Origin of the sequence: Limnohabitans sp. 15K, assembly GCF_002778285.1 — a bacterium.
Classification (GTDB): domain Bacteria; phylum Pseudomonadota; class Gammaproteobacteria; order Burkholderiales; family Burkholderiaceae_C; genus Limnohabitans_A.
Window position 1 is genome coordinate 187,823 of the sequence record NZ_NESM01000003.1, and the last position, 24,659, is coordinate 212,481.

20 protein-coding genes are annotated in these 24,659 nt (G+C 59.6%); 14 read left to right on the forward strand and 6 right to left on the reverse strand.

From position 1 onward, the window contains the following. Positions 1–9: 9 nt before the first annotated feature. Together lysA and B9Z40_RS17345 are read right to left on the reverse strand one after the other, a co-directional pair. The gene (gene lysA, locus B9Z40_RS12070; protein WP_100173601.1) at positions 10–1,302 is read right to left on the reverse strand and encodes a diaminopimelate decarboxylase; all 1,293 of its coding nucleotides are present in this window, start codon (positions 1,300–1,302) and stop codon (positions 10–12) included. After that, positions 1,299–1,541: a lipoprotein gene (locus B9Z40_RS17345; protein WP_100173602.1), complete on the reverse strand. Its 243-nt coding sequence runs from the start codon at positions 1,539–1,541 to the stop codon at positions 1,299–1,301. Before B9Z40_RS17345 ends, lysA begins: the two co-directional genes overlap by 4 nt. A gap of 12 nt (positions 1,542–1,553) precedes the next feature. Here B9Z40_RS17345 and cyaY point away from each other — a divergent pair, with 12 nt between their 5' ends. Further along, on the forward strand, positions 1,554–1,883 hold the full coding sequence (gene cyaY / locus B9Z40_RS12080; RefSeq protein WP_100173603.1) for an iron donor protein CyaY: 330 nt from the start codon (positions 1,554–1,556) through the stop codon (positions 1,881–1,883). A gap of 45 nt (positions 1,884–1,928) precedes the next feature. Here cyaY and B9Z40_RS12085 read toward each other — a convergent pair whose 3' ends face one another. After that, entirely contained in the window at positions 1,929–4,316 is a 2,388-nt protein-coding gene (locus B9Z40_RS12085; RefSeq protein ID WP_100173604.1) for a penicillin-binding protein 1A, read from the reverse strand. A gap of 370 nt (positions 4,317–4,686) precedes the next feature. Here B9Z40_RS12085 and B9Z40_RS12090 point away from each other — a divergent pair, with 370 nt between their 5' ends. The 10 genes from B9Z40_RS12090 to B9Z40_RS12135 all read left to right on the forward strand — a co-directional run bounded on the left by B9Z40_RS12090 (position 4,687) and on the right by B9Z40_RS12135 (position 14,122). Further along, positions 4,687–5,289, forward strand: a complete 603-nt coding sequence (locus B9Z40_RS12090) for a hypothetical protein (RefSeq protein ID WP_100173605.1) — start codon at positions 4,687–4,689, stop codon at positions 5,287–5,289. Beyond that, on the forward strand, positions 5,289–5,870 hold the full coding sequence (locus B9Z40_RS12095) for a hypothetical protein (RefSeq protein ID WP_100173606.1): 582 nt from the start codon (positions 5,289–5,291) through the stop codon (positions 5,868–5,870). The genes B9Z40_RS12090 and B9Z40_RS12095 overlap by 1 nt, the downstream gene beginning before the upstream one ends. Further along, the gene (locus tag B9Z40_RS12100) at positions 5,867–7,009 is read left to right on the forward strand and encodes a hypothetical protein (RefSeq protein WP_233204905.1); all 1,143 of its coding nucleotides are present in this window, start codon (positions 5,867–5,869) and stop codon (positions 7,007–7,009) included. The genes B9Z40_RS12095 and B9Z40_RS12100 overlap by 4 nt, the downstream gene beginning before the upstream one ends. Further along, entirely contained in the window at positions 7,006–8,442 is a 1,437-nt protein-coding gene (locus B9Z40_RS12105; RefSeq protein ID WP_100173608.1) for a type IV pilus secretin PilQ, read from the forward strand. The genes B9Z40_RS12100 and B9Z40_RS12105 overlap by 4 nt, the downstream gene beginning before the upstream one ends. Before the next feature lie 87 nt (positions 8,443–8,529). Then, on the forward strand, positions 8,530–9,087 hold the full coding sequence (locus B9Z40_RS12110; protein ID WP_100173609.1) for a shikimate kinase: 558 nt from the start codon (positions 8,530–8,532) through the stop codon (positions 9,085–9,087). A gap of 19 nt (positions 9,088–9,106) precedes the next feature. Beyond that, complete coding sequence (gene aroB, locus B9Z40_RS12115; RefSeq protein ID WP_100173610.1) at positions 9,107–10,234, forward strand: 3-dehydroquinate synthase; 1,128 nt, start codon at positions 9,107–9,109, stop codon at positions 10,232–10,234. Between the two features lie 5 nt (positions 10,235–10,239). Beyond that, the gene (locus B9Z40_RS12120) at positions 10,240–11,421 is read left to right on the forward strand and encodes a deoxyguanosinetriphosphate triphosphohydrolase (RefSeq protein ID WP_233204906.1); all 1,182 of its coding nucleotides are present in this window, start codon (positions 10,240–10,242) and stop codon (positions 11,419–11,421) included. Beyond that, on the forward strand, positions 11,418–12,620 hold the full coding sequence (locus B9Z40_RS12125) for a CynX/NimT family MFS transporter (protein WP_100173611.1): 1,203 nt from the start codon (positions 11,418–11,420) through the stop codon (positions 12,618–12,620). Before B9Z40_RS12120 ends, B9Z40_RS12125 begins: the two co-directional genes overlap by 4 nt. Next, positions 12,617–13,171, forward strand: coding sequence for a DUF1415 domain-containing protein (locus B9Z40_RS12130; RefSeq protein ID WP_100173612.1), 555 nt, complete (start codon positions 12,617–12,619; stop codon positions 13,169–13,171). Before B9Z40_RS12125 ends, B9Z40_RS12130 begins: the two co-directional genes overlap by 4 nt. A 75-nt stretch (positions 13,172–13,246) precedes the next feature. Continuing rightward, positions 13,247–14,122, forward strand: a complete 876-nt coding sequence (locus B9Z40_RS12135) for an SAM-dependent methyltransferase (protein WP_100173613.1) — start codon at positions 13,247–13,249, stop codon at positions 14,120–14,122. A gap of 27 nt (positions 14,123–14,149) precedes the next feature. Here the strand turns inward: B9Z40_RS12135 and B9Z40_RS12140 are convergent, their stop codons facing one another. Genes B9Z40_RS12140 through B9Z40_RS12150 form a run of 3 tightly spaced genes read right to left on the reverse strand, consistent with a single transcriptional unit; the run spans position 14,150 to position 16,827 of the window. Further along, positions 14,150–15,118 carry a tripartite tricarboxylate transporter substrate binding protein gene (locus tag B9Z40_RS12140; protein ID WP_100173614.1) on the reverse strand — a complete coding sequence of 323 codons (969 nt, stop codon included), beginning with the start codon at positions 15,116–15,118 and terminating at the stop codon, positions 14,150–14,152. Continuing rightward, the gene (locus tag B9Z40_RS12145) at positions 15,111–15,467 is read right to left on the reverse strand and encodes a hypothetical protein (RefSeq protein ID WP_100173615.1); all 357 of its coding nucleotides are present in this window, start codon (positions 15,465–15,467) and stop codon (positions 15,111–15,113) included. Before B9Z40_RS12145 ends, B9Z40_RS12140 begins: the two co-directional genes overlap by 8 nt. A gap of 1 nt (position 15,468) precedes the next feature. Next, complete coding sequence (locus B9Z40_RS12150; protein ID WP_100173616.1) at positions 15,469–16,827, reverse strand: acyclic terpene utilization AtuA family protein; 1,359 nt, start codon at positions 16,825–16,827, stop codon at positions 15,469–15,471. A gap of 40 nt (positions 16,828–16,867) precedes the next feature. Between B9Z40_RS12150 and B9Z40_RS12155 the strand changes: the two genes are divergently transcribed. From B9Z40_RS12155 to B9Z40_RS12165, 3 genes are all read left to right on the forward strand, one after another. After that, the gene (locus B9Z40_RS12155) at positions 16,868–19,057 is read left to right on the forward strand and encodes a TonB-dependent receptor (protein ID WP_199172561.1); all 2,190 of its coding nucleotides are present in this window, start codon (positions 16,868–16,870) and stop codon (positions 19,055–19,057) included. A 54-nt stretch (positions 19,058–19,111) separates the two neighbouring features. After that, positions 19,112–19,807 (forward strand): transposase, encoded by a 696-nt coding sequence (locus B9Z40_RS12160; protein ID WP_100173618.1) that lies wholly within the window; start codon positions 19,112–19,114, stop codon positions 19,805–19,807. 133 nt (positions 19,808–19,940) lie between these two features. Further along, a complete protein-coding gene (locus B9Z40_RS12165; protein ID WP_100173619.1) occupies positions 19,941–24,632 on the forward strand; it encodes a glutamate synthase-related protein in 4,692 nt (1,563 codons plus the stop codon). Positions 24,633–24,659 lie beyond the last annotated feature (27 nt).

Below are 24,659 nucleotides of genomic sequence, written 5' to 3' on the forward strand. Positions count from 1 at the left end.
GCGCTCCAATCAGACCAGCTGTTCCAGTGCAAAGGTGTCAAACGCCGATTCGCGTTGGCGGATCAGGTGGGCCTGGGTGCCGTCCACCAAAATCTCGGCGGCGCGACCACGGGTGTTGTAATTGCTGGCCATGCTCATGCAGTAAGCGCCCGCCGACAGCACGGCCAGCGTGTCACCGGCTGCTACCTGCAACTGGCGGTCGCGGCCAATCCAATCGCCGCTCTCGCACACGGGGCCCACGATGTCGTACACCTCGGCCGCACCCGCTGGCGCACGCGGGCTCACCGGCACGATCTGGTGAAAAGCTTGGTACATGGCTGGGCGAGGCAGGTCGTTCATGGCCGCGTCCACGATGCAAAAGTTCTTTTGCTCACCAGGCTTGAGGTACAGCACCTCGGTCAGGCAGACGCCCGCATTACCGACCAAGGAGCGGCCCGGTTCGATCATGATCTTGCGCTGGCCGTAGCCGCGTGCGTCGAGTTTGGCCAGCAGCTGCGCCCACAGCACATCCGCTTCGGGCGGCGTGTCGCCGTTGTAGTTGATGCCCAAGCCACCGCCAAAGTCGATGTGGGCAATCGGGATGCCCGCTGCTTCGATCTCGCCCACCAGGTCCAGCACCCGGTCCATCGCGTCCAAATAAGGGGTGGTTTCGGTGATTTGCGAGCCAATGTGGCAGTCGATGCCCACCACTTTCAGGCCGGCCAAGCTGGCGGCGTGGCGGTAGGCACGCAGGGCGTCTTCGTGGGCAATGCCAAATTTATTGCCTTTGAGTCCCGTCGAAATGTAGGGGTGGGTCTTGGCGTCCACGTTGGGGTTCACGCGCAAACTGACTGGGGCTTGTTTGCCCAAACCGACGGCCACTTCGCTCAGCACATCGAGTTCGGCTTCGCTTTCCACGTTGAAGCAGCCGATGCCCACTTGCAAGGCTTGCTTCATCTCTGCGCGGGTCTTGCCCACGCCAGAAAAAATCACTTTGGCCGGGTCGGCACCTGCGGCCAACACGCGGGCCAGCTCACCGCCCGAGACGGTGTCAAAGCCGCAACCGGCCTCAGCGAACACTTGCAGCACCGCCAGGGTGGAGTTGGCTTTCATGGCGTAGCAAATTTGCGCCTTGCGCCCGGCAAAACCGCGCTGGTAAGCGGCCAGCGCCGACAACATGGCAGCCTTGGAGTACACAAACAAGGGCGTGCCGTGTTCACGGGCCAGGTCAGACAGGCGCACGCCTTCGACCATGAGTTGATCGCCTTGGTAAGCAATGTGGGGTTGGCCTGGCAAGTCCTGGGGTGTGGCAAGGTTGTTCATCTTGGGGTGGCAGCGGGTGCTGCAGGTGTATTCAGGGGGGTTGTGGCGGGTGTGCCTGAGGGCGTTGCTGGACCGTCCTGGACGCGCCATGGGTTTAAGGTTTGCGGCAGGGTGGCCCGTCCGGCAGACTCTGGGGTGGTCGGTGAAAACAGCGGGCCTTTTTGGCCGCACGCCGTCAACATCGCCGCACCGCCGACAAGGGCTTGCGCCGTGACTAGAATCTTGAGTACCTTCAACATGCAGCGATTGTAATGACCGACCTTGAATTTCTGGACCAAGCTGAACGCCTGCTCGCGGGCGTGGAGATCAGCAGCGATCGCCTGAACGACGACACCGACGCCGACATCGACAACCAGCGCACTGGCGGCATGGTCACCCTCACCTTTCCCAACCGCAGTCAGATCGTCATCAATCTGCAAAAGCCCCTGCACGAGGTGTGGTTGGCAGCACGCTGCGGCGGCTTTCATTACAAGTTTGACGGCGCGCAATGGATGGACACCAAAGGACAGGGTGAATTCTGGGAAAGCTTGTCGCTTTACGCCTCAGAGCAAGCCGGACAAAAGCTGACGTTCAAAGTTTGAACCTTGACCCACCCGTGCAGCACGGGAGGGTCTTGGGTGCAAGTCTCAATTCCTGAACAGATCCAAAATACGGTTGCGCTCTTCGGCTGGCGGCATGGCATTGGTGCTCTTGCCTGAACTCTCGTTGCCAGAGCCCAAGCTGCTGATGCCGCCACCCTTGGCGTATTCCTCGTACATCCAATCGCCGCCCACGTTCACCAGGCCCTCGGGCACTGGCGGCTCAGAGACAGGCACGCTGCGCAAAGCGGTTTCCATGAAGCTGATCCACACCGGCAAACTCAAGCCCCCGCCCGTTTCGCGGTCGCCCAGTTTGCGGGGGGTGTCGTAGCCAATCCAGACCACGGCGGCCAAGTTGGTTTGGTAGCCGGCAAACCAAGCATCCATCGCGTCGTTGGTGGTGCCGGTTTTGCCGTAAATATCCGGCCGTTTGAGGGTGCTCTGAGCGCGTGCTGCCGTGCCCGAACGCGTGACCTCTTGCAGCAAACTGGTCATGACAAAGGCGTTGCGCGCTGGGATGACCGGCGCTTCACCCAACTGCGCCACCGTGGGGCTGTCCACCAGCACGCGGTCCTTGTAGTCGCTGATGCGGGTGATCAAGTGGGGTTGAACCAAGTGACCGCCATTGGCAAAAACCGAATAGCCTGTGGCCATTTGCATGGGCGTCACCGAGCCTGCGCCCAAGGCCATGGTCAAAAAGGCCGGGTGTTTGTCTTCGTCAAAGCCAAAACGGGTGACCCACTCTTGGGCCGGACGGGGGCCCACGGCTTGCAAGACACGAATCGACACCATGTTTTTCGATTTGGCCAAACCCGTTCTCAGGCTCATGAGGCCATCAAACTTGCCGTCGTAGTTTTTGGGCTCCCAGGGCTGTCCGCCGGTGACGCCGCTGTCAAAAAACAAGGGGGCGTCGTTGACCATGGTGGCCGGAGTGAAGCCTTTTTCCAGCGCCGCTGAATAGATGAAAGGCTTGAAACTGGAGCCCGGCTGACGCCAGGCCTGTGTGACGTGGTTGAACTTGTTTTTGGCAAAGTCAAAGCCACCGACCAGGGCGCGGATCGCCCCCGTTTGCGGCGTGATGGCGATCAGTGCCCCTTCGACCTCTGGCAATTGGGTGATTTCCCAAGCACCTTTGGAGGTTTGTGTGATGCGGATCAGTGCGCCTTTGCGCACCTGTTTGGCCGGAGGCGTCTTGTCTGTCAGGCCTGATTGCGCAGGTTTGAGGCCGTCGCCCGTGATGGCGATTTGTTCGCCGTTTTGGCGGACCACCACCACTTTGCGAGGGGAGGCCTCGAGCACCACCGCCGACAAGACATCGCCATTGTCGGGATGTTCTTCCAGGGCGTCATCGATGGCGTCGTCCATCTTTTTGGGGTCGGCCGGCAGATCGATGAACTTTTCAGGGCCCCGGTAAATTTGGCGGCGCTCAAAATCCATGATGCCTTGGCGCAACGCTTTGTAAGCGGCCATTTGCTCGTTCGATTGCACCGTGGTGTAAACGTTCAAACCTCGGGTGTAAGTGTCTTGGCCATACTGCGCAAACACCATTTGCCGCACGGTCTCGGCCACGTATTCAGCATGCAACATTTTCTTGTCCGCCGCCGAGCGCAGCTTCAAGGGTTCTGTTTTGGCCGCTTTGGCCTGAGCTGCTGTGATGTATTGGTTGTCTTCCATCCGCTCGATGATGTAGAGCTGTCGTGAGCGGGCGCGCTTGGGGTTGCTGATGGGGTTGTAAGCCGAGGGCGCTTTGGGCAGGCCAGCCAGCATGGCCGCTTCGGCGACAGTGATGTCTTTGAGCGGTTTGCCAAAGTAAGTTTCTGCGGCAGAAGCAAAACCATAAGCCCGGTTGCCCAGAAAAATCTGGTTCATGTAGATCTCAAGGATCTGGTCCTTGGTCAACATGTGTTCGAGTTTGTAGGTTAGCAAAATTTCATAAATTTTGCGGGTGTAGGTTTTCTCAGATGAGAGGTACACATTGCGCGCCACCTGCATGGTGATGGTGGATGCACCTTGGCTTTTCACGCGTCCCAAGTTGGCAATGCCCGCTCGCAAAATGCCCAAATAGTCCACCCCGCCATGTTGGTAAAAGCGGTTGTCTTCGATGGACAAAACCGCGTCTTTCATGACCTTGGGGATGTCCTTGATCGGGGTGAGGTTGCGGCGCTCTTCGCCAAATTCGCCCATCAACTGGCCGTCTGCCGTGAACACCCGCAAGGGCAATTTGGGTTTGTAATCGGCCAGATCGGAAATGTCGGGCAGGTTGGGGTACGCGATGACCATGGCCACACCGACCAAGAGCAAGCTCGCAGCGAGCCCTGCAAGGGCAAGACCTGCGGCCCATGCCCCCAACTTGACGGTCCATGTCAGGAGGCCACCCGCACTGGTTGGCGCTGGGGGGCTTTGTTTTTCTGGAGAGGCGTTGTGGTTGGCGGACATAGGTGGGTGGTTGGGGCAGCCGACAAGGCGCAGGCTGCTGATTCATTATAAAAATATCGGCCCTCAGCCTTGATCAGGTCAAACAAAAAATAGAGCTATTTGGTTTGTAAAAATTGCCGATCAAGCGGATTCATGTTACAAAACTGCCCAGTCAGGACGGATCAGGCCACTTTCAGGGAGGCTCAACATGCACGCATTGGCGCGGTGGTGGCATCGGCGAGTCCGATCTTCGGTTCGCCATGCGTGGGGCTTGGCACCCCTCGAGGGTGCTTGGGTATTGGTCGGCTTGACAAGGCAAAGTGCGACCTTGGTGAAGGTTCACACACTGACCACATGCCTTGTCTCTAGGGCATCGGACACAGCCGATGAAATGGCCGATAACATGGCCGACTTGGGTGTTTTGAGCCAGCATTTGCGCGAGCACGGGCGCTCACGCGGTGGATCACACCAAAGGCTGAACATGGCTTTGCCCAATGCCTTCGTCCGTGAGGGCTTTCTTGATTTTCCGATAGACCTGCCCGAAGAAAACTGGCTTTATGAAGTGCAGCTGGAGGTGGCCCAAGCTTGTCAATTAGAGCTGGACGAGGTGAACTTTGATTTTGAACCCGCCAACACCACCGACGGCTTGGTGCAGCGGGTCCACTGGGTGGGCTGTGCACAAGCGCAGATGACCGCCTTCAAAAATTGCACCCGCGCCGCCGGTTGGCGTTTGGCAGCTGTCGAGTTGGAACGTCAGGCTGCTCAGCGAGGCGTGCGCGCATTGCAGGGTGGCTCGGTCAGTTTGTTGACCCAAGCGCCGCAAGACTGGCAATTTCGCCTGGATACGCTCGGCGGGGCAGCACCCACGGATGATCGGACACCCGCGTCTGAGGAGTCAGAAGAGACCATCCAGGCAGCCCTCGTGCAGATCATGCACACCCCGGGTGGCGCACGTTTGGTCGCAGCGGGTTTGGCGTTGAAGGCTTGGCAGTGATGCGGCCTTTTAATTTACTGAACCATCCCGGCCTGGCGCAGCAACGCAGGGTGTTTCACCGTTGTTGGAGCAGTCTGGCCGGCATTTTTACTGGCTGCTTGTTGGCTTGGCTTGGGCTGCAATGGCAAACCGCCGAGATACTGCAGTTGCGGCAAGTCGAAAGCCAATTGCAGTCTGCATGGCTTGCGCGTTCGCAAGAGACCCAGGACGCAACGCGGCAACAAACCCGGCAGCGTATCGAATCAGAGCAAGTCGGTCACTTGCAGAAGATCGAACAGCACCAGCAGGCCTGGATGGCTGTGCATGAGCGCTTGCAAGAATTGGCAGAGGGGCAAGGCTTTCGCTTGTCGCGCTTGAGTTCAGAAACTGGCCAACTGACCTTGCACGGAGAGGCCAGTCGCTTCGAGGTCATGGCGGCTGCCCAGCAAAGCCTGTCAGACCAATGGGGGCAGTCAGTCACCCTCAAAAACGTCACCACCGGGCCTGCATCGCCAGTGAGTTTTGTCTGGCAAACCGATTGGCCTGTCTTGCACAGTGCGCCTTTGGCCGCTGCGGCTGTTAGCGGCAAAGCCAAACCATGAGACGTCTTTTTTTGCAAAGTGAGCTTGTGTCTGTCTTGACTTCAAGACCGTTGGATTGGCCGCACCTGCAACGCTTGGCTGAGCGTTGGCTGCGCAGGTGGGGCTTTGCGCTGACGGGTTTGGCATTGGGTTTGAGCGGCATGTGGCTGGCGCGGCCCGAGGTGGGCGAGGCGCATGCTTCGGCTGTTCAAGCGGTGGCAGGCTTGACGCAGCGATTGGCCGGCATGCCTTCAGGCGCTCCCACGCAAAAACCTGCAAAAGGGTCGGCCATGCCCGACAACGCCATGCCCGCTGCGCAGGGCCTTTTGAGAGCACTACCGGCTTGGACCCCGCCAGAAAAAGTCTGGACCACTTGGCAGCAAGCTTTGGTCGCGCAGGGTTTGCGACTGCAATACTTGCAACCCATGCCGCCCAGCACCTCAGACGTGCGCAATGGTGCCTTGGTCAGCCATGCTGCCGCCTGGCGGGTGTTGGGCCGCTTCGATGATTGGGTGCGTGTGTGGTCAGCTTGCGCCGAAAGTGGGCCAGTTTGTGCCATCGAGCGCATCCAGATCGTGGCCACCGAAAAACCTGCAGAGGTTCAAATTGATGCGGTCATGCGGGTGTGGATGCGCCCTGCCGAAAAGCGCGCGGCCAACGTGACGGATCAGGTTATTCAAGCCCATTGGATGCCCGATGTGCGGACGAGTCTTCAAAAGTCCGGGCGTTCGCATGTGGCCTTGTTTGCGCTAAGCCATGGCACTGCAACAGCCCCAGCAGACGCAGCAGAAGCAAGCAGGGTGGACGGGGGCAAACTGGCCACCAACGCAGAGGGTGCGTCGGCTGTCGCGGCCAGTTTGGTGGTTTTGCCAGACGACCCCCACCAATGGCCATTCGCTCGCGTTCGGTTGGCAGGGCTTTGGACGCAAGGCGGCGAGCGGCAAGCAGTCTTGTCAGCCGGGCCACACGCGGTCAGGGTGATGCCCGGCCAACGTGTCAGCTTGGAGGGCCACCGTGTGGTGGCCATCACCGATGCGGGTGTGGGTTTGCGTCTCGGAAAGGGCCCTTTGCTTCAACTTGCTTGGGCCGATGCACTTCAGGTCGGCGCGACGGCGACCCCATCCGAACCGGTCAACACCACCACAAGGCAACCCCCATGACCCATTTCACCCCATCGGGCGCAAAGATCTGCTTGTGGCTGGCGGCCATCAGCGGCACCGGCTTGGCTTTGGCGCAAACCACCGGGCAAGCCTTGCCAGTTGAGCCGGCCTTGGCCCAGCGGCCCGACACCCCGCCTTTGACGGTCAATGACAAGCCGATCAGTCTGAACTTTCAGAACATCGACATCAAAGCATTGCTGCAGGTGTTTGCCAATTTTTCGGGGCTGAACCTGGTGCTGACCGACAGCGTGACCGGTTCGGTCAGTGTGCGTTTGAACGAGGTGCCTTGGCAACAAGCACTGGACATCGTGCTGCAATCGAAGGGTTTGGTTTCTCGTCAGGAAGGACGCGTTTTGTGGGTGGCCACGCAGGGTGAATGGGCTTTGCGCGAGAAAAAACAACTCGACGCCCAAGCCGCGTTGGAGGCCGTCAGCCCCATGCAAATGCTGTCGGTGCGTTTGCAATACGCCCGCGCGACCGAAGTGGCCCAGCGCTTACAAGGCGGTGCAACGGGTAACAGCGGGGGACGCTGGTTGAGTGCGCGCGGCAGCGTCTTGGCCGAACCGCGAACCAACCAACTGTTTATCTCGGACTTGCCTGCGCGTTTGCAGGACTTGCAAAAAATGCTGTCGCAACTGGATGTGCCTGTTCGGCAAATCCTGATTGAGGCGCGCATCGTGGAGGCCGACGACCAGTTTGGCCAGTCCCTCGGGGTGCGTTTGGGCACTGGGATGGCCATTCCCTTGAAAGTGCAGGGCCGCTCCAACACTTTGGCGGTGGGCGCCAGCAACCAAGCTGCGGCAGCAGGCACAGTGGCGGGCAACCAGGTGAATTTGCCTTCGGGCACAGCAGGGCAAACGCTGAGCACCCCCGCCACATTTGCGGTTTCCCTGTTTAACGCGGCTGCCGACCGCTTCATCAATGTGGAGATCTCGGCATTGGAGGCCGCTGGGCTGGGCAAGGTGGTGTCGCGGCCCCGGGTGGTGACAGCCGACCAGACCAAAGCGCTGATCGAGCAGGGCACCGAGTTGCCTTACCAGGTGTCCCTGGGCAATGGCGCTTTTTCCGTCCAGTTTCGCAAAGCCAATTTGAAGCTGGAAGTGACGCCCCAAATCACACCCGATGGTTCGGTGGTCTTGGATGTGGATGTGAACCGCGACAGCGTGGGGCAAATCACGCCAGCCGGGTACGCCATCAACACCAAGCATGTGAAAACCCAAGTGCGCATTGAGGACGGTGGCACGGTGGTGTTGGGTGGCATTTACGAGGAAACCAGTCGAAACGACGAAGCCAAAGTGCCTGGTTTGGGAGAGATGCCTGGCTTGGGTTGGCTGTTTAAAAAACGCGACCAGACTCAGCGCAAAAGTGAATTGCTGATCTTTTTGACGCCCCGCGTGGTGGCCGACGGCCCTTCCAACTTGCCGCCCCAGTGAATCCAGCGGGTCGAATACACTCATTGGATTCAAGGTACAGGCCGTTTTGATGGCGTGTCCAGACGCCATTTTCAGTGTGAGAACTTCTTGAGCATCATCTTCGTGGGCCTTCCAGGCTCGGGCAAAACCACCATCGGCAGACAGTTGGCACGCCGGTTGGATGTGCCTTTTGTGGACTCTGACCATGTGATCGAGCACCAGTTGGGCTGCTCGATCCGGGAGTTTTTTGCGCGCGAAGGCGAAGACAACTTCCGTGATGTCGAGCAACAAGTGCTGGATGACCTGACGCGTACCCATCAGGGCGTGATTGCCACGGGCGGTGGTGCCGTTTTGCGCGAGGCCAATCGCCGCCATTTGCATGAGCGGGGCCAAGTGGTCTACCTGCGGTCTACGCCCGATGACGTCTTTCGCCGTGTTCGCCACGACAAGGCGCGGCCCCTGCTGCAGGTGGACGATCCTTTGGCACGTTTGAAAGCCCTGTTTGACGCCCGCGATCCGCTGTACCGCGAAACGGCCCATTTTGTGATTGAAACTGGCCGCCCCTCTGTGGCCACGCTGGTCAACATGATCACCATGCAATTGGAACTGGCAGGGCATCTGCCGGATCCGATGCGCAGGTCAAAGCCGGCCCATCCTCAGTCTTGAGCGCCTACACTTAGGGGCTATGTCAGAGCTCCTACCCCCCCTCCAAACTGCCCCCATCCAAACGGTTGCCATTTCGCTGGACGACCGCAGTTACGACATCCACATCGGCCAGGGCCTTTTGAGCCGATCCGACACTTGGGCTGGCCTGCCCAAAGCGCAGACCGCCATGATCGTGACCAACGACACCATTGCGCCACTCTATGAAGCCGCTTTGCGCAGCGCCATCGCCCCACATTACAAGCACGTCCACACCGTGGTGTTGCCCGATGGCGAGGCCCACAAAGACTGGCAGACGCTGAACCTGATTTTTGACGCGCTGCTGTCCAAAGGCTGCGACCGCAAGACCGTGTTGTTTGCGCTGGGCGGCGGGGTGGTGGGTGACATGACCGGCTTTGCCGCCGCCAGCTACATGCGCGGCGTGCCCTTTGTGCAGGTGCCGACCACACTGCTGTCGCAGGTCGACTCGTCGGTGGGCGGCAAAACCGCCATCAACCACCCGCTGGGCAAAAACATGATCGGCGCGTTCTACCAGCCCGTGCGGGTGGTCTGCGACCTGAACACCTTGCAAACCTTGCCCCCGAGAGAGCTGAGCGCGGGCTTGGCCGAAGTCATCAAATACGGCCCGATCGCCGACATGGCTTTTCTGGACTGGATCGAGGCCAATATTGGTGCGCTGATGGCGCAAGACCCGGCTGCCCTGGCGCATGCCGTCAAGCGCAGCTGCGAGATCAAGGCCTGGGTGGTCGGGCAAGACGAGCGCGAAGCGGGCCTGCGGGCCATCCTCAATTTTGGACACACCTTTGGCCACGCCATCGAGGCCGGTCTGGGCTTTGGCGTCTGGCTGCACGGCGAGGCTGTGGGCTGCGGCATGGTCATGGCCGCCGAACTCTCGCACCGTCTGGGCCAAGTCGATGCCGCCTTTGTGGCGCGTTTGCGGGGCTTGATCAAACGCGCTGGATTGCCGGTGCGCGGCCCGGTCATTGACGCTGCCGACAACGCGGGCCATTACATCGAACACATGCGCCTGGACAAAAAAGCCATTGGCGGCGACATCCAATTTGTGGTGATCGACGGCCCTGGCAAAGCCACCGTTTGCGCTGCGCCCGACGCCATGGTGCGCGAGGTGATCAACGCCTGTTGCGCTTAAAGGCCATGTTCGCCGAGTCACTGGATATGTCGGTGCTTTCAAGCCAGGCGCAGACCAGCTTGTCGGCGCTGGCCTGCGACCCGGCGCACAGCCGGGGCCGACGGTTTGCTGAAGCCCCAGCGCCGACACGCAACGCTTTCCAGCGCGACCGGGACCGCATTGTGCATTCCACCGCGTTCCGGAGGCTGGTTTACAAAACCCAGGTGTTCTTGAACCACGAGGGTGATTTGTTCCGCACGCGCCTGACCCATTCACTCGAAGTCGCGCAGTTGGGGCGTTCCATTGCCCGGGCGTTGGGCCTGAACGAAGACCTGGTCGAAGCTGTGGCGCTCGCGCACGACTTGGGCCACACACCCTTCGGTCATGCCGGGCAAGACGCACTGAACGAGTGCATGGCTGAGTACGGCGGCTTTGAGCACAACCTGCAAAGCCTGCGTGTGGTCGACAAGCTGGAAGAGCGTTACCCCGCGTTTGACGGTCTCAACTTGAGTTTTGAAACCCGCGAGGGTGTGCTCAAGCACTGTTCGCGTGCTAATGCCGAGCACCTGGAGTTGACCGAGCCGGAAGGGGTGGGGCGGCGCTTCATCGACCGCACCCAGCCCAGCTTGGAAGCGCAGCTGTGCAACTTGGCCGATGCGATTGCCTACAACGCCCACGACATCGACGACGGTGTGCGCTCGGGGCTGATCAGCATGGAGCAGCTGCTGCAAGTCGAGCTGTTTGCGCACTATCACCAACAATCGCTGGACGAGCACCCGGCGCTGGCGCAAAAACCGCGTCGCCTGCTGTACGAAACCATCCGCCGCATGCTGAGTGATCAGGTGTACGACGTGATTGCCACCACCCGCCATGCCGTGGCCAGTGCCGGTGTTCACAGCTTGGATGAGGCCAGGTTGGCCGGGCCCTTGGTGGCTTTCAGTGCCGAGATGAAGTCGAGGAGCAGTGAACTCAAAAAGTTTTTGTTCGCCCAGCTTTACCGCCACCCACAAGTCATGCACACCACGGGGCAAGCGCAGCAAGCGGTCAACGAGTTGTTCGCCGCTTACGCCGCTCAACCTTCTGAGATGCCCGCTGATTACGCGGCCAGCGCCGACCTGCACCGCTCGGTGGCCGACTACATCGCGGGCATGACCGACCGCTTTGCCCTGCGCGAACACGAACGCCTGACCGGGCGCAAGCTGCTTTGAGCCTGTTGTTCGCCCACCGCACTGCCTGGCTCGTTGTCCTCGCTGGCGGGGTGGCTGCCCTGCAGGTGGGCAAGCTGCCACCCGCTTTGCCCGCCCTGCAGGCCGAGATGGGCCTGACACTGGTGCAGTCGGGTTTCCTTTTGTCTATGGTGCAACTCGCAGGCATGAGCCTGGCGGTGTTCATGGGCTTGTGGGCCGATGGCATGGGCCTCAAGCGCAGCATGGTGCGGGGCCTTTGTTTGTTGGCACTGGCCAGTGGCTTGGGGGCATTTGCCAGCTCGGTCAGTGCTTTGCTGGTGCTGCGTGCCGTTGAGGGTTTGGGGTTTTTGCTGGTGGCCCTGCCCGCGCCTGCTTTGATACGCCGCTTGGTGCCTGCGGCCCAACTGCCCGGCATGTTGGGCGTGTGGGGCGCTTACATGCCCACTGGCACGGCCCTGGCGCTGCTGGCGGGGCCGCTGTTCATTCCGGCCTGGGGCTGGGGCGTTTGGTGGGGGTTGTTTGCCTTTGTATCCCTGGGCATGGCCGCGTGGCTTTGGCGCAGCGTGCCTGCCGACCCGATGGTCCACTCTGCCGTCGCAGGGCAGGGGGCCTGGGCGCGACTGCGACGCACCCTGAGCGCACCTGGCCCGTGGCTCGTGGCACTTACCTTCGGCATGTATTCGGGCCAGTGGCTGGCTGTGGTGGGTTTCTTGCCGTCCATTTACGCCGCCGCGGGCGTCAACGGTGCGCTGTTGGGCGTACTCACGGCCTTGGCCGCGGCCGCCAACATTGTGGGCAATATGGCCTCGGGCCGCTTGCTGCAGCGCGGCTGGGCACCGCGCAGCACCCTGTGGCTGGGCTTTGGTGCCATGGCGCTGGGCAGTACCGTGGCCTTTGCGCCCTTGACCGAAAGCTCGCCTTGGTTGCGCTTTGCCGGGGTGCTGTTGTTCTCTGGCATGGGCGGTCTGGTGCCGGGCACGCTGTTCAGCCTGGCGGTGCGCTTGGCCCCCGGCGAGCAACAAGTGGCCACCACCGTGGGTTGGGTGCAGCAGTTGTCTGCGCTGGGGCAGTTTGTCGGGCCCCCCGTGGTGGCCGCTGTGGCGGCGCGGGCAGGCGGTTGGCAGCTCACGCCGCTGGTCACGGTGGGGTGTTGTGCGGTGGGGGCGGTGCTGGCTTGGATGGCTGGACGCTTGCTCACGCAGGCACAATCTCGCCCATGACCGACATGAACACCCCCGAAATTGCCGACACCGTGCGCTGGCTCGAACGCGCCGTGATTGGCCTGAACCTCTGCCCCTTTGCGAAAGCCCCGCACGTCAAGGGCCAGATCCATTACGCAGTCAGCGAGGCCAAGGGCCTCGAAGGCTTGCGTGACGAGTTGATTGAACAATTGCAGGCGCTGGCCGCCATGCCTGAGCAAGAGCGCGAGACCGTGCTGCTGATCGTGCCGCAAATGCTGCAGGACTTTCTGGAGTTCAACGATTTTCTGGACGAAGCCGATGCCGTGTTGCAAGAGCTGGATCTGGAAGGCGTGTTTCAGGTGGCGAGTTTTCACCCACAGTTTCAGTTTGCCGACACCGAGCCGGACGACATCGGCAATTTCACCAACCGCTCGCCTTACCCCACGCTGCACCTGCTGCGTGAGGAAAGCATTGACCGCGCGGTCGAGGCTTTTCCCGAGGCTGAGATGATTTACGAAACCAACATCGAGACCTTGGACAAGCTGGGGGGTGAGGGCTGGAAAAAGCTGGATGTAGGTCCAAGCCCTTGAAGCTGTAGGAGCGACGCCCCCGTCGCGATAGACCCAGCCTGATCGCCGCGAGGGCGCGGCTCCCACACAAAAACCATGAAGAAAAAAACACCCACCGTCGACAGCCAAGCCTTGCCGTCTGAGGTGCGCCCCGGCCAGTCGATCGAGCTGCTCAAACAACTCCACATCCTGACCCGCGAAGGCAAGCTCAACCAAGACACGCGCCGCAAGCTCAAGCAGGTGTATCACCTGTTCCAGTTCATCGAAAAGCTGCTCAAAGAGTTGCCCGCCAGCGACAGCGGCCCCACGCTGGCCGACCACGGTGCAGGCAAGTCGTATCTGGGCTTTATCATTTACGACCTGTTTTTCAAGGCGCTGGGTCAGGGCACGATCTATGGCATCGAGACGCGCAGCGAGCTGGTGGAATCGTCCAAAGCCTTGGCCCAGAAACTGGGTTTCGAGCGCATGCGTTTTCTGAACGTGAGCGTGGCCGAATCGACACAAAGCGACGAATTGCCCGCGCAAATCGACGTGGTGACTGCTTTGCATGCTTGCGACACCGCCACCGACGACGCCATCGCCTTTGGCCTGCAAAAGAAAGCCCGCTACATGGTGCTGGTGCCCTGCTGCCAGGCCGAATTGGCCCGGGCGCTCAACCAGAACAAGGCGCTCAATTTGCAGCGCACGCCTTTGGCAGAGTTGTGGCGTCACCCCCTGCACACCCGCGAAGTGGGCAGCCAACTGACCAACGTGTTGCGCTGCCTGTATCTGGAGTCACAGGGCTACCAGGTCACGGTGACCGAGCTGGTGGGCTGGGAACACAGCATGAAAAACGAGCTGATTTTGGCCAAATACGCCGGCCAGAAAAAACGCGCCTCCGGCGAGCGCTTGCTGGCGCTGCTGCAGGAGTTCGGGGTGGAGGCGCTCATGGGCGCGCGCTATCCGCTGGTCGCCAAATCAGAAGCGGTCTGATCGGGCGCTCAGCAGACACCAAACGCTTTATTGCGGCTCAATCTTCGCGTCGCGAATGGCCTTGGCCCATTTGGCGGTTTCGGCTTTAGAGCGTTGCGCCAGTGCCTCAGGGGATGCTGGGGCGGTTTCAAAGCCCAAGGCCGAGAAACGCTCCAAGATGGTTTTGTCGGCGGCCGCAGCGTTCACGGCGGCGTTGAGCTTGTTGACGATGTCGGCGGGTGTGCCAGCAGGCGCAAAGACCGCAAAGTAGGCGATCAGTTCATAGTCTTTCAGGCCCAAGGCTTCGTTCACGGTGGGCAGCTCGGGGATGGCTTTGGAGCGCTGGGTCGAGGTGACGGCCAGGCCACGGATCTTGCCTGCCTTGACCTGGGGCAGCATGACTGCAAAGTCGGCCGTGAACAGGTTCACCTGGCCACCAATCAGGTCGGTCATGGCGGCGGGGCCGCTCTTGTAAGGCACGTTGGTCATCTGGATGCCGGCCATGCTGGAGAGCACTTCGGTCGACACCAGCTGCGAGGTGCTGGCGCTGGCAAAGGTGACTTGTGTGGGTTTGGCTTTGGCCAGGTCCACCAGTTCTTTCAGGTTCTTGGCAGGCACGTCGTTGTTGACGGCCACGATCAAGGGCACCGAGCCCATGTAGGCCACAGGTGCAAAGGCGGTGTCTTGGTCATAAGGCAGCTTTTTCATCAGGCTTTTGAGCGCTGCATTTGTGCTGTTGGTGCCGATCAAGAGCGTGTAGCCGTCCGGGGCTGATTTGGCCACTGCGTCAGCGCCCAGCATGCCGTTCACCCCGGCCTTGTTGTCTACCACCACGGGCTGGCCCAGGATCTCAGACATTTTTTGTGCAAAGGCCCTGCCGATCTGGTCGGTGGCGCTGCCCGCGGCAAAGGGCACGATGGCCTTGATTGGTTTGTTGGGGTAGCTTTGTGCGTGCGCATTAGCGGCGACCAGGCTCAAAGCAGCGGTCAAGCAGGTGGCGAGGGTCTTTTTAAGCATGTTGATTTCCTGATGAAGAGGTTGGATCTGATTCAGATCTTGGGGCTGATTCAATCACAAGACTGAGCAGTTTGGCACTCAGACATTTTCCGTGGGCATCCAGGGCCAACGAGCGGGTCACGCCGCCGCCCAGGGCGTTGTGCATGACAAAGTTGAGGGCGCCCAGTTGGGGCAGGGCGTAGCGTTCGACTGGGCCGAGCACCGTGCCTGCAAAGTGCGCTTGTACACGTTCGCAGCTCAGGTGTTGTTCCAGCAGTGCAAAGTCTTTTTTGTCGTAGGCAATCACCGACAAGGTGGACCGGTTGCCTTTGTCGCCGGTGCGGGTGTGGGCGATGTCGCGCAGCAGCATGTCAGGAACCTTCCGAATTGAGCAGCGTGGTGCTGGTGTGCACGGTGCTGCGCTGCATGAGCACCGCCGCGGCGGCAATGACTTCGCGCACAGAGCGGGTAGCACCACCGCCACCGGCCGGGCCATTGAGGTACAAGGCTTCCATCTCGTGCGCCACATGCTGGGCTTGTTGCAATGTGGGCACGCGCAGAGCCACACGGGCACGCACCTCGGCGGGTTCCGGCCCTGATTGGGTAGACGGCCCAAAGATCGCGTTCAGGCCGATCAGGTCGTAACGGCCTTCAAACTCGCCATATCCGGCATCGGCCAGGCGTTGGCGCACCAGGTCCAGCGCCAGTTGGCCCCGCGCTTGTGCACCCGGTCCGGCATAGCTCATCTGGCCTTCACCAATGAAACCGTCACGGTAACCCACCGTGACTTTGAGTGTGTCGGTGCGCGGGTGGCCCCCGCCCCCGCAGACCTGAACGCGATCGGGTCCCAGCTGCGTCAGCTGAACCTGAGAAAAATCGGCCACCACATCGGGCTGCAGATAGCGTGCGGGGTTTTCGATTTCGTAAAGCAGCTGTTCGGTGCAAGTGGCCACCGTGACACAGCCGCCCGAGCTCGCGACTTTGGTGATGACGGCGTCACCCGACGCGCTGACCTCGGCCAGCGGAAAGCCCAGCCTGGCCATGTTGGGCACGTCCTTGTAACCCGGATCGGCAAAGTAGCCGCCCGTGATTTGTGCCGAGCATTCCAGCAAATGGCCGACCAACACCCCTTTGCCCAAGCGTGTCCAGTCGTCAGCGGCCCAGCCAAAGTGGTGCATCAAGGGCGCCAAAAACAGCGCTGGGTCGGCCACGCGGCCGGTGATGATGACTTGCGCATCACTTTGCAGGGCGGGCAGCAAGGCTTCTGCGCCCAAGTAGGCGTTGGCAGAAATCAGTTGGGCTTGCAGGTCTTCAAGCGTTGTCGTGGACTCCAGCACGGGCAAAGACAAGCCGGTTTGGGTGAGGGTGGCCAGCACGTCGTCGCCCATCACCACGGCCACTTTGACTTGAGGCAGTCCCAATTCGCGGGCCACGGCCAGCACCGCATGCCCGGCCTGCAGGGGGTTGGCCGCGCCCATGTTGCTGACGATGCGCACGCCATGTTGGATGCATGCGGGCAACACTGCCCGCATCCTGGCTTGGAGGAGAGGGTCAAAGCCAGCATTGGGGTCTTGGCTGCGCTCCAGTTGCGCCAGTGCAATCGTGCGCTCGGCCAGGCATTCGAAGACCAGATAGTCCAGCTGGCCTTTTTCGGCCAGCTCGACAGCGGGCGCAATGCGGTCACCCGAATAACCCGCTCCGGCACCGATGCGAATGCTTGTTTTGTCCATTCGGTCAGCATAAACAAAACCGCCTTCAAGCCATGTCACCTTGGCTTTTGTCGGAATTGGATCTCGACGACGCCACCAGCTCGGTTCAAAAAAGAAACCCAAATGTCAATGGTATGATCTTTTTAAAAATCGTAATAACAAAGATGAAGTGATGAATGTCAAAGATTTAACGGTGTTTGTAGGCGTTCTTCATCTCATGCCATCGTTTGCACAGCCAGCAGACCCTGTTGGCACCATTGAAATCAGGGCCAAGACAGAGAACTTAACGGGGATTGCCAGCACGGGTAGCGAAGGTGTCGTTTCGGGTCTTCGTATCGCGGCACTGCCCATCTTGCGTCCCGGTGAAATCATGGAAATGGTGCCTGGACTCATCGTGACCCAACACGCAGGGGACGGTAAAGCCAATCAATATTTTTTGCGTGGCTTTAACTTGGACCACGGCACTGATTTTTCCACCTTCGTGAATGGTGTTCCTGCCAATATGCCCACACATGCACATGGTCAGGGCTACACCGACTTGAACTTTTTAATTCCTGAGTTGGTGGACCAGATCTCCTACAGGAAGGGCACTTATTCAGCCATGGATGGCGACTTTTCGGCTGCAGGCTCTGCCAGAGTGGAATACCTCAAAAAGATGGACGGACATTTGGCAGAAGTCACTGTCGGGGCCAATGGCTACAAAAGATGGCTGCTGGCAGGCTCTCCAAAACGATCAGAAGGTCAGTGGTTGTATGGCCTGGAAGTTTTTAAAAATGACGGCCCTTGGGTCGTCCCCGAGAACTATCAAAAGTTAAATGGTGTTTTGAGCTACACAGAGGGGACGCGCCTCAATGGTTATTCCGTGACGGGCATGTTTTACAAAAGCAGTTGGGTTTCAACCGACCAAATTCCGCTGCGTGCCGTGAACCAAGGTCTCATGGATCGATTTGGATCTACCGATCCGACCACAGGCGGTGAAACCCATCGTTACAGCTTGTCCAGCCAATGGGCGCAGACGGGCAAGGACCGTCAATCCAAAGCGAATTTCTGGGCACTCGACTCTGCGCTTGATCTTTGGTCTAACTTTGAATATTGCATGGGCAGCATGGCCACCCATGGCAGCTGCGCCATGGGCGATCAGTTCAAACAAGCAGAAAAGCGCCAAGCATTTGGTTTTGGACTCTCGCAAGCCAGATTCAGCCAGCTGGATGTATTCAACACCAGCTACGAAACAGCATTTTCATTCGGCCTAGACGGGCGCGCTGACCACATCAGCCCAGTTGGTTTGTACCTGACCACACAACGCAGAATCCATGAAACCGTGCGCGAAGACCAGGTCCGTCAAAGCAGTATTTCTTTTTGGGCACAAAACGAGACACGTTGGACGCCCAGTTTCCGCTCGATCGTCGGTGCAAGAGCTGATGCCTATCAATTCCATGTGCAATCCAATGTGGCCGCCAACTCGGGCAAGTCTTCCGATCAAAAGGTGTCGCCCAAAGTGAGCCTCATTTATGGACCCGTGGGCAAGACAGAGTTTTATGCCAACTACGGCGCTGGGTTTCACTCCAATGATGCGAGGGGCACCACCATCACGGTGGATCCTGTCGACAGAACGACGCCTGTATCCAAGGTTGACCCGTTGGTCAAAGCCATTGGCTCGGAATTAGGCCTTCGCACAGAAATCCTCCAAGGATGGCAATCAAACCTTGCGATTTGGAAACTGAAAATGGCATCTGAATTGTTGTTCATTGGCGATGCAGGAACCACTGAGCCCAGTTCACCCTCAAAACGATACGGCATTGAATGGAACAACTTTTATGCGATCAACAGCAACTTGAGTTTGGATTTGGATTTGGCTTGGGCGCATTCACGCTTTGTTCATGAAGACAACAAACAGACCTTCATACCCGGTGCCGTGAATTCAACGGCCAACATTGGATTGACCTTCAACAACCTAGGCCCCTGGTTTGGTTCCGTTCGCTTGAGGTACTTTGGTCCTCGGCCACTGACCGAAGATGGCAGCATCAAATCAGACGCTTCATCTTTGGCCAATTTAAGAGTCGGCTACAAGATCAATAACCACACCAAACTGGCCGTCGATATTTACAATTTGCAGAACAAAAAAGCCAACGACATTGAATATGCCTACAGCTCACAGTTGGCGAGTGAGGCAGGCCCCGTCTTTGACCGGCATTTTCATCCCACAGAGCCACGTTCAATGAGGGTGACATTGACCCATCGGTTCAATTAATTAATTGGGGTCAGATCCCAATTAAACTGGCGATCTCATTTCGGGAGATCCCCCATGGCCCGCCAACCCCGCCTCACCGTTGCAGGCTATCCCCACCATGTCATCCAGCGTGGCAATGACCGCCAGGCCATCGTGCGCGACGATGCGGACCGGGAACGCTTGCTGGCGCTGTGGCAAGAACATGCACAAACATTCAAGGTGGCCATCCATGCCTACGTGATCATGGACAACCACTTTCATTTGTTGCTGACGCCCGAGACCGACGAGGGGCTGCCGCAGATGATGCAGGCTGTGGGCCGTGCTTATGTCCGTTACTTCAATCTGCGCCACCAGCGCACCGGCACTTTGTGGGAAGGCCGCTACCGCAGCAACCTGATTGAGAGTGAGCGCTATCTTTTGGCGTGCATGGTCTACATTGACCTCAACCCGGTGCGTGCGTGCATGGTGGCGCAAGCGGCCGACTTCAAGTGGTCCAGCCACAGGCACTGTATTGGGCAGGTGAGCGACAAGTTGGTGACACCTCATGCCCTGTTTTGGGGCTTGGGCAACACGCCTTTTGCGCGCGAGGCTGCTTATGCCGAGCTCGTTCAGACCGGTTTAGCGCAGTCTGAGAAACAGCAACTGACCCAAAGCGCTCTGTCGGGCTGGGCGCTGGGCTCGGCCGATTTTGTGGGTGAGTTGCAGCAGTCCACAACGCGGCGGCTGGCGCCAGGCAAAGCGGGGCGGCCTGCCAAAAAGACGGTCGATTGAATCTGTCCCCAATTAATTCAAAGCCAAGCCGAAAGGAAAATTAATTGGGATCTGACCCCAATTAAAAAGATTGGCATGGATGCTGCAGTGCACTACACTCTTCGATCTGCGTAAAAACCCTTAGGAGTGCCCCATGACTTCGGCCACCGAAAAAGAACATTTCCAATCGACCGGTTTGTATGACCCGGCCAATGAACACGATGCATGCGGAGTGGGCTTTGTGGCCCACATCAAAGGGAACAAGACCCACGCCATCGTGACGCAGGCGCTCAAGATCCTTGAAAACCTGGATCACCGGGGTGCCGTGGGCGCAGACGCGCTCATGGGCGACGGTGCCGGTATCCTGATCCAGCTGCCTGACGCGCTGTACCGCGAAGAGATGGCCAAACAAGGTGTGGCCTTGCCACCCTTTGGTGAGTACGGCATGGGCATGGTGTTTTTGCCCAAAGAACACGCTTCGCGCATGGCGTGTGAACAAGAATTGGAACGCGCTGTCAAAGCCGAAGGCCAAGTGGTGTTGGGCTGGCGCGATGTGCCGGTCAACCGCGACATGCCCATGTCGCCCCGCGTGCGCGAAAAAGAGCCGATCATGCGCCAGATCTTCATTGGCCGTGGCGCCGATGTGATCGTGCAAGACGCGCTGGAGCGCAAGCTGTACGTGATCCGCAAGACCGCCAGCGCCGCCATTCAGGCCCTGAACCTGACGCACAGCAACGAGTACTACATTCCCAGCATGTCCAGCCGCACAGCGGTCTACAAGGGCTTGCTGTTGGCGGACCAAGTCGGCACTTATTACCTGGACTTGCAAGACGAGCGCTGTGTGTCAGCCTTGGGCCTGGTGCACCAGCGTTTCTCCACCAACACCTTCCCCGAGTGGCCATTGGCTCACCCGTACCGCTATGTGGCGCACAACGGCGAGATCAACACCGTCAAGGGCAACTACAACTGGATGAAAGCCCGTGAAGGTGTGATGTCGTCGCCCGTGTTGGCCGCCGACCTGCAAAAGCTTTACCCCATCAGCTTCGCCGGTCAGTCCGACACCGCCACGTTTGACAACTGCCTCGAACTGCTGACGATGGCGGGCTACCCCATCAGCCAGGCCGTGATGATGATGATTCCCGAGCCTTGGGAAAACCACAACACCATGGACGAGCGCCGCAAGGCTTTCTATGAATACCACGCTGCGATGCTGGAGCCATGGGATGGCCCCGCCTCGATCGTGTTCACCGACGGTCGCCAAATCGGCGCCACACTGGACCGCAATGGCCTGCGCCCCTCGCGCTACATCATCACCGACGACGACATGGTCATCATGGGCTCGGAAACCGGCGTGTTGCCGATCCCCGAAAGCAAAATCGTGCGCAAGTGGCGTCTGCAGCCCGGCAAGATGTTCCTGATCGATCTGGAACAAGGCCGCATGATCAACGATGAAGAGTTGAAAGCCGGTCTGGCCAGCGCCAAGCCCTACAAGCAATGGATTGAAAACCTGCGCATCAAGCTCGACGACGTGGCCGCCGCCCCCGTGGCCCCCGCCTCTGAAGTCGCCTTGCTCGACTTGCAACAAGCCTTCGGCACCACCCAGGAAGACATCAAGTTCTTGTTGGCCCCCATGGCACAAGCGGGCGAAGAGGCCTTGGGTTCCATGGGCAACGACAGCCCATTGGCTGTGTTGTCGGATAAAAACAAGCCGCTTTACAACTACTTCAAGCAGTTGTTCGCGCAGGTGACCAACCCGCCGATTGACCCGATCCGCGAAGCGATCGTGATGTCGCTGGTGTCCTTCATCGGCCCCAAGCCGAACCTGCTGGACATCAACCAGGTCAACCCGCCGATGCGCCTGGAAGTCAGCCAGCCGATCCTGGACTTCGCCGACATGGCCAAGTTGCGCAACATCGACCAAGCCACCAAAGGCAAGTTCAAGAGCGCCACGTTAGACATCACCTACCCCGTGGTCTGGGGTGACGAAGGCGTGGAAGCCAAACTCGCATCTTTGTGCGCTGAAGCCGTGGACGCCATCAAGGGCGGCCACAACATCCTGATCATCAGCGACCGTGGCGTGAACGCGACCCAAGTCGCTGTGCCCGCTTTGCTGGCGCTGTCGGCCATTCACCAACATCTGGTCACCGAAGGTCTGCGCACCACGGCTGGCTTGGTGGTCGAAACCGGCACTGCCCGCGAAGTGCACCACTTTGCGGTGTTGGCGGGTTACGGTGCCGAGGCCGTTCACCCCTACCTGGCCATGGAAACCCTGGCCGCGCTGCACAAGGATTTGTCTGCAGACCTGTCCGCAGAAAAAGCCATCTACAACTACGTCAAGGCGATTGGCAAGGGCCTGTCCAAGATCATGTCCAAGATGGGCGTGAGCACCTACATGTCGTATTGCGGTGCGCAACTGTTTGAGGCCATCGGCATCAACAGCGCCACGATCGACAAGTATTTCACGGGCACCGCTAGCCGCGTGGGCGGCATCGGTGTGTTCGAGATCGCCGAAGAAGCCATTCGCATGCACACCGCAGCCTTCGGTGATGACCCGTTGTTGGCCAGCATGCTGGACGCCGGTGGCGAATACGCCTGGCGCGCCCGTGGCGAAGAGCACATGTGGACGCCCGATGCGATTGCCAAGTTGCAGCACTCCACCCGTGCCAACAATTTCAGCACCTACAAGGAATACGCGCAGATCATCAACGACCAAAGCAAGCGCCACATGACGTTGCGCGGTTTGTTCGAGTTCAAGATCGACCCGTCCAAAGCCATTCCGCTGGAGCAGGTCGAGCCTGCGGCCGAAATCGTCAAGCGTTTCGCCACCGGCGCGATGTCGCTGGGATCGATTTCCACCGAAGCGCACGCCACCTTGGCCGTGGCCATGAACCGCATTGGCGGCAAGAGCAACACCGGTGAAGGCGGCGAGGACTCGGCACGTTACCGCAACGAACTCAAAGGCATCCCGATCAAGCAGGGTGATTCCTTGAAGAGCGTGATCGGCGCTGAAAACGTCGAAGTGGATATGCCATTGGAAGCAGGCGACAGCCTGCGCTCCAAGATCAAACAAGTCGCCTCAGGCCGTTTCGGTGTCACGGCCGAATACCTGTCCAGCGCCGACCAGATCCAGATCAAGATGGCCCAGGGTGCCAAGCCGGGTGAAGGCGGCCAGTTGCCAGGCGGCAAAGTGTCCGACTACATCGGCAAGTTGCGCCACTCGGTGCCAGGCGTGGGTCTGATCTCGCCACCACCGCACCACGACATCTACTCCATCGAGGACTTGGCCCAGCTGATCCACGACCTGAAGAACGTGGCACCACACAGCGACATCAGCGTCAAGCTGGTGTCCGAAATCGGCGTGGGCACCATCGCGGCAGGCGTTGCCAAGTGCAAGAGCGATCACCTGGTGATCGCCGGTCACGACGGCGGCACAGGCGCGTCGCCCTGGTCTTCTGTCAAACATGCCGGATCGCCTTGGGAAATCGGCTTGGCCGAAACCCAGCAGACCTTGGTGCTCAACGGCCTGCGCGGTCGCATCCGTGTGCAGGCCGACGGCCAAATGAAAACAGGTCGTGACGTCGCCATCGGCGCCTTGTTGGGCGCTGACGAGTTCGGCTTTGCCACCGCACCGCTGGTGGTCGAGGGCTGCATCATGATGCGCAAGTGCCACCTGAACACCTGCCCAGTGGGTGTGGCCACGCAAGACCCTGAGCTGCGCAAAAAGTTCTCGGGCAAGCCCGAGCACGTCGTGAACTACTTCTTCTTCATTGCCGAAGAAGCGCGCCAAATCATGGCCCAGCTGGGCATTGCCAAGTTTGACGACTTGGTGGGCCGCGCTGACCTGCTCGACATGAAGCCCGGTGTGGAGCACTGGAAAGCCAAGGGCTTGGATTTCTCACGCCTACTGGCCGTGCCTCAAGTCACTTCTGACGTGGCTGTGCGCCATGTGTCTACACAAGACCACGGCCTGGAAAAAGCCTTGGACAACGTGCTGATCGCCAAGAGCCGCGCCGCCATCGACAAGGGCGAAAAAGTACAGTTCATGGAAGTGGCCCGCAACGTGAACCGCTCGGTCGGTGCCATGTTGTCTGGGGCTGTGACCAAGGTGCACCCCGAAGGTTTGCCGGACGATACCCTGCGCATCCAACTCGAAGGCACAGGCGGTCAATCGTTCGGTGCATTCCTGGCCAAGGGCATCACGTTGTATTTGATCGGCGAAGCCAACGACTACACCGGCAAAGGTTTGTCGGGCGGCCGTGTGGTGGTGCGTCCGAGCCTGGAGTTCCGGGGCGTGGCAGCGCAAAACATCATCGTGGGCAACACCGTCATGTACGGTGCCACCAGCGGTGAAGCTTTCTTTGCCGGTGTGGCCGGCGAGCGATTCGCGGTGCGCCTGTCGGGTGCCACCGCGGTGGTGGAAGGCACGGGCGACCACGGTTGTGAATACATGACCGGCGGCACCGTGGCTGTGCTGGGCAAGACCGGCCGTAACTTCGGTGCGGGCATGAGCGGCGGTATCGCTTATGTCTACGACGAAGATGGCGAGTTCGCGTCGCGCTGCAACACCGCCATGGTCAGCATGGAAAAAGTGTTGTCAGCCGCTGAGCAAGAAGCGCAAGTCGATCGCACGATCTGGCACCGCGACCAATCGGACGAAGCACAGCTGAAGAAACTGCTGGAAGACCACCACAAGTGGACCGGCAGCCAGCGTGCACGCGAGTTGCTGGACAACTGGGCCACGGCCCGCGCCAAGTTCGTGAAGGTGTTCCCGAACGAATACAAACGCGCCCTGGGCGAGATCAACGCACGCAAGGCGGCCAAAGCTGCCCAGCCCGTTGCCGCCTGAGCCCCAAGTTAAGAAGCTAAGGAAACA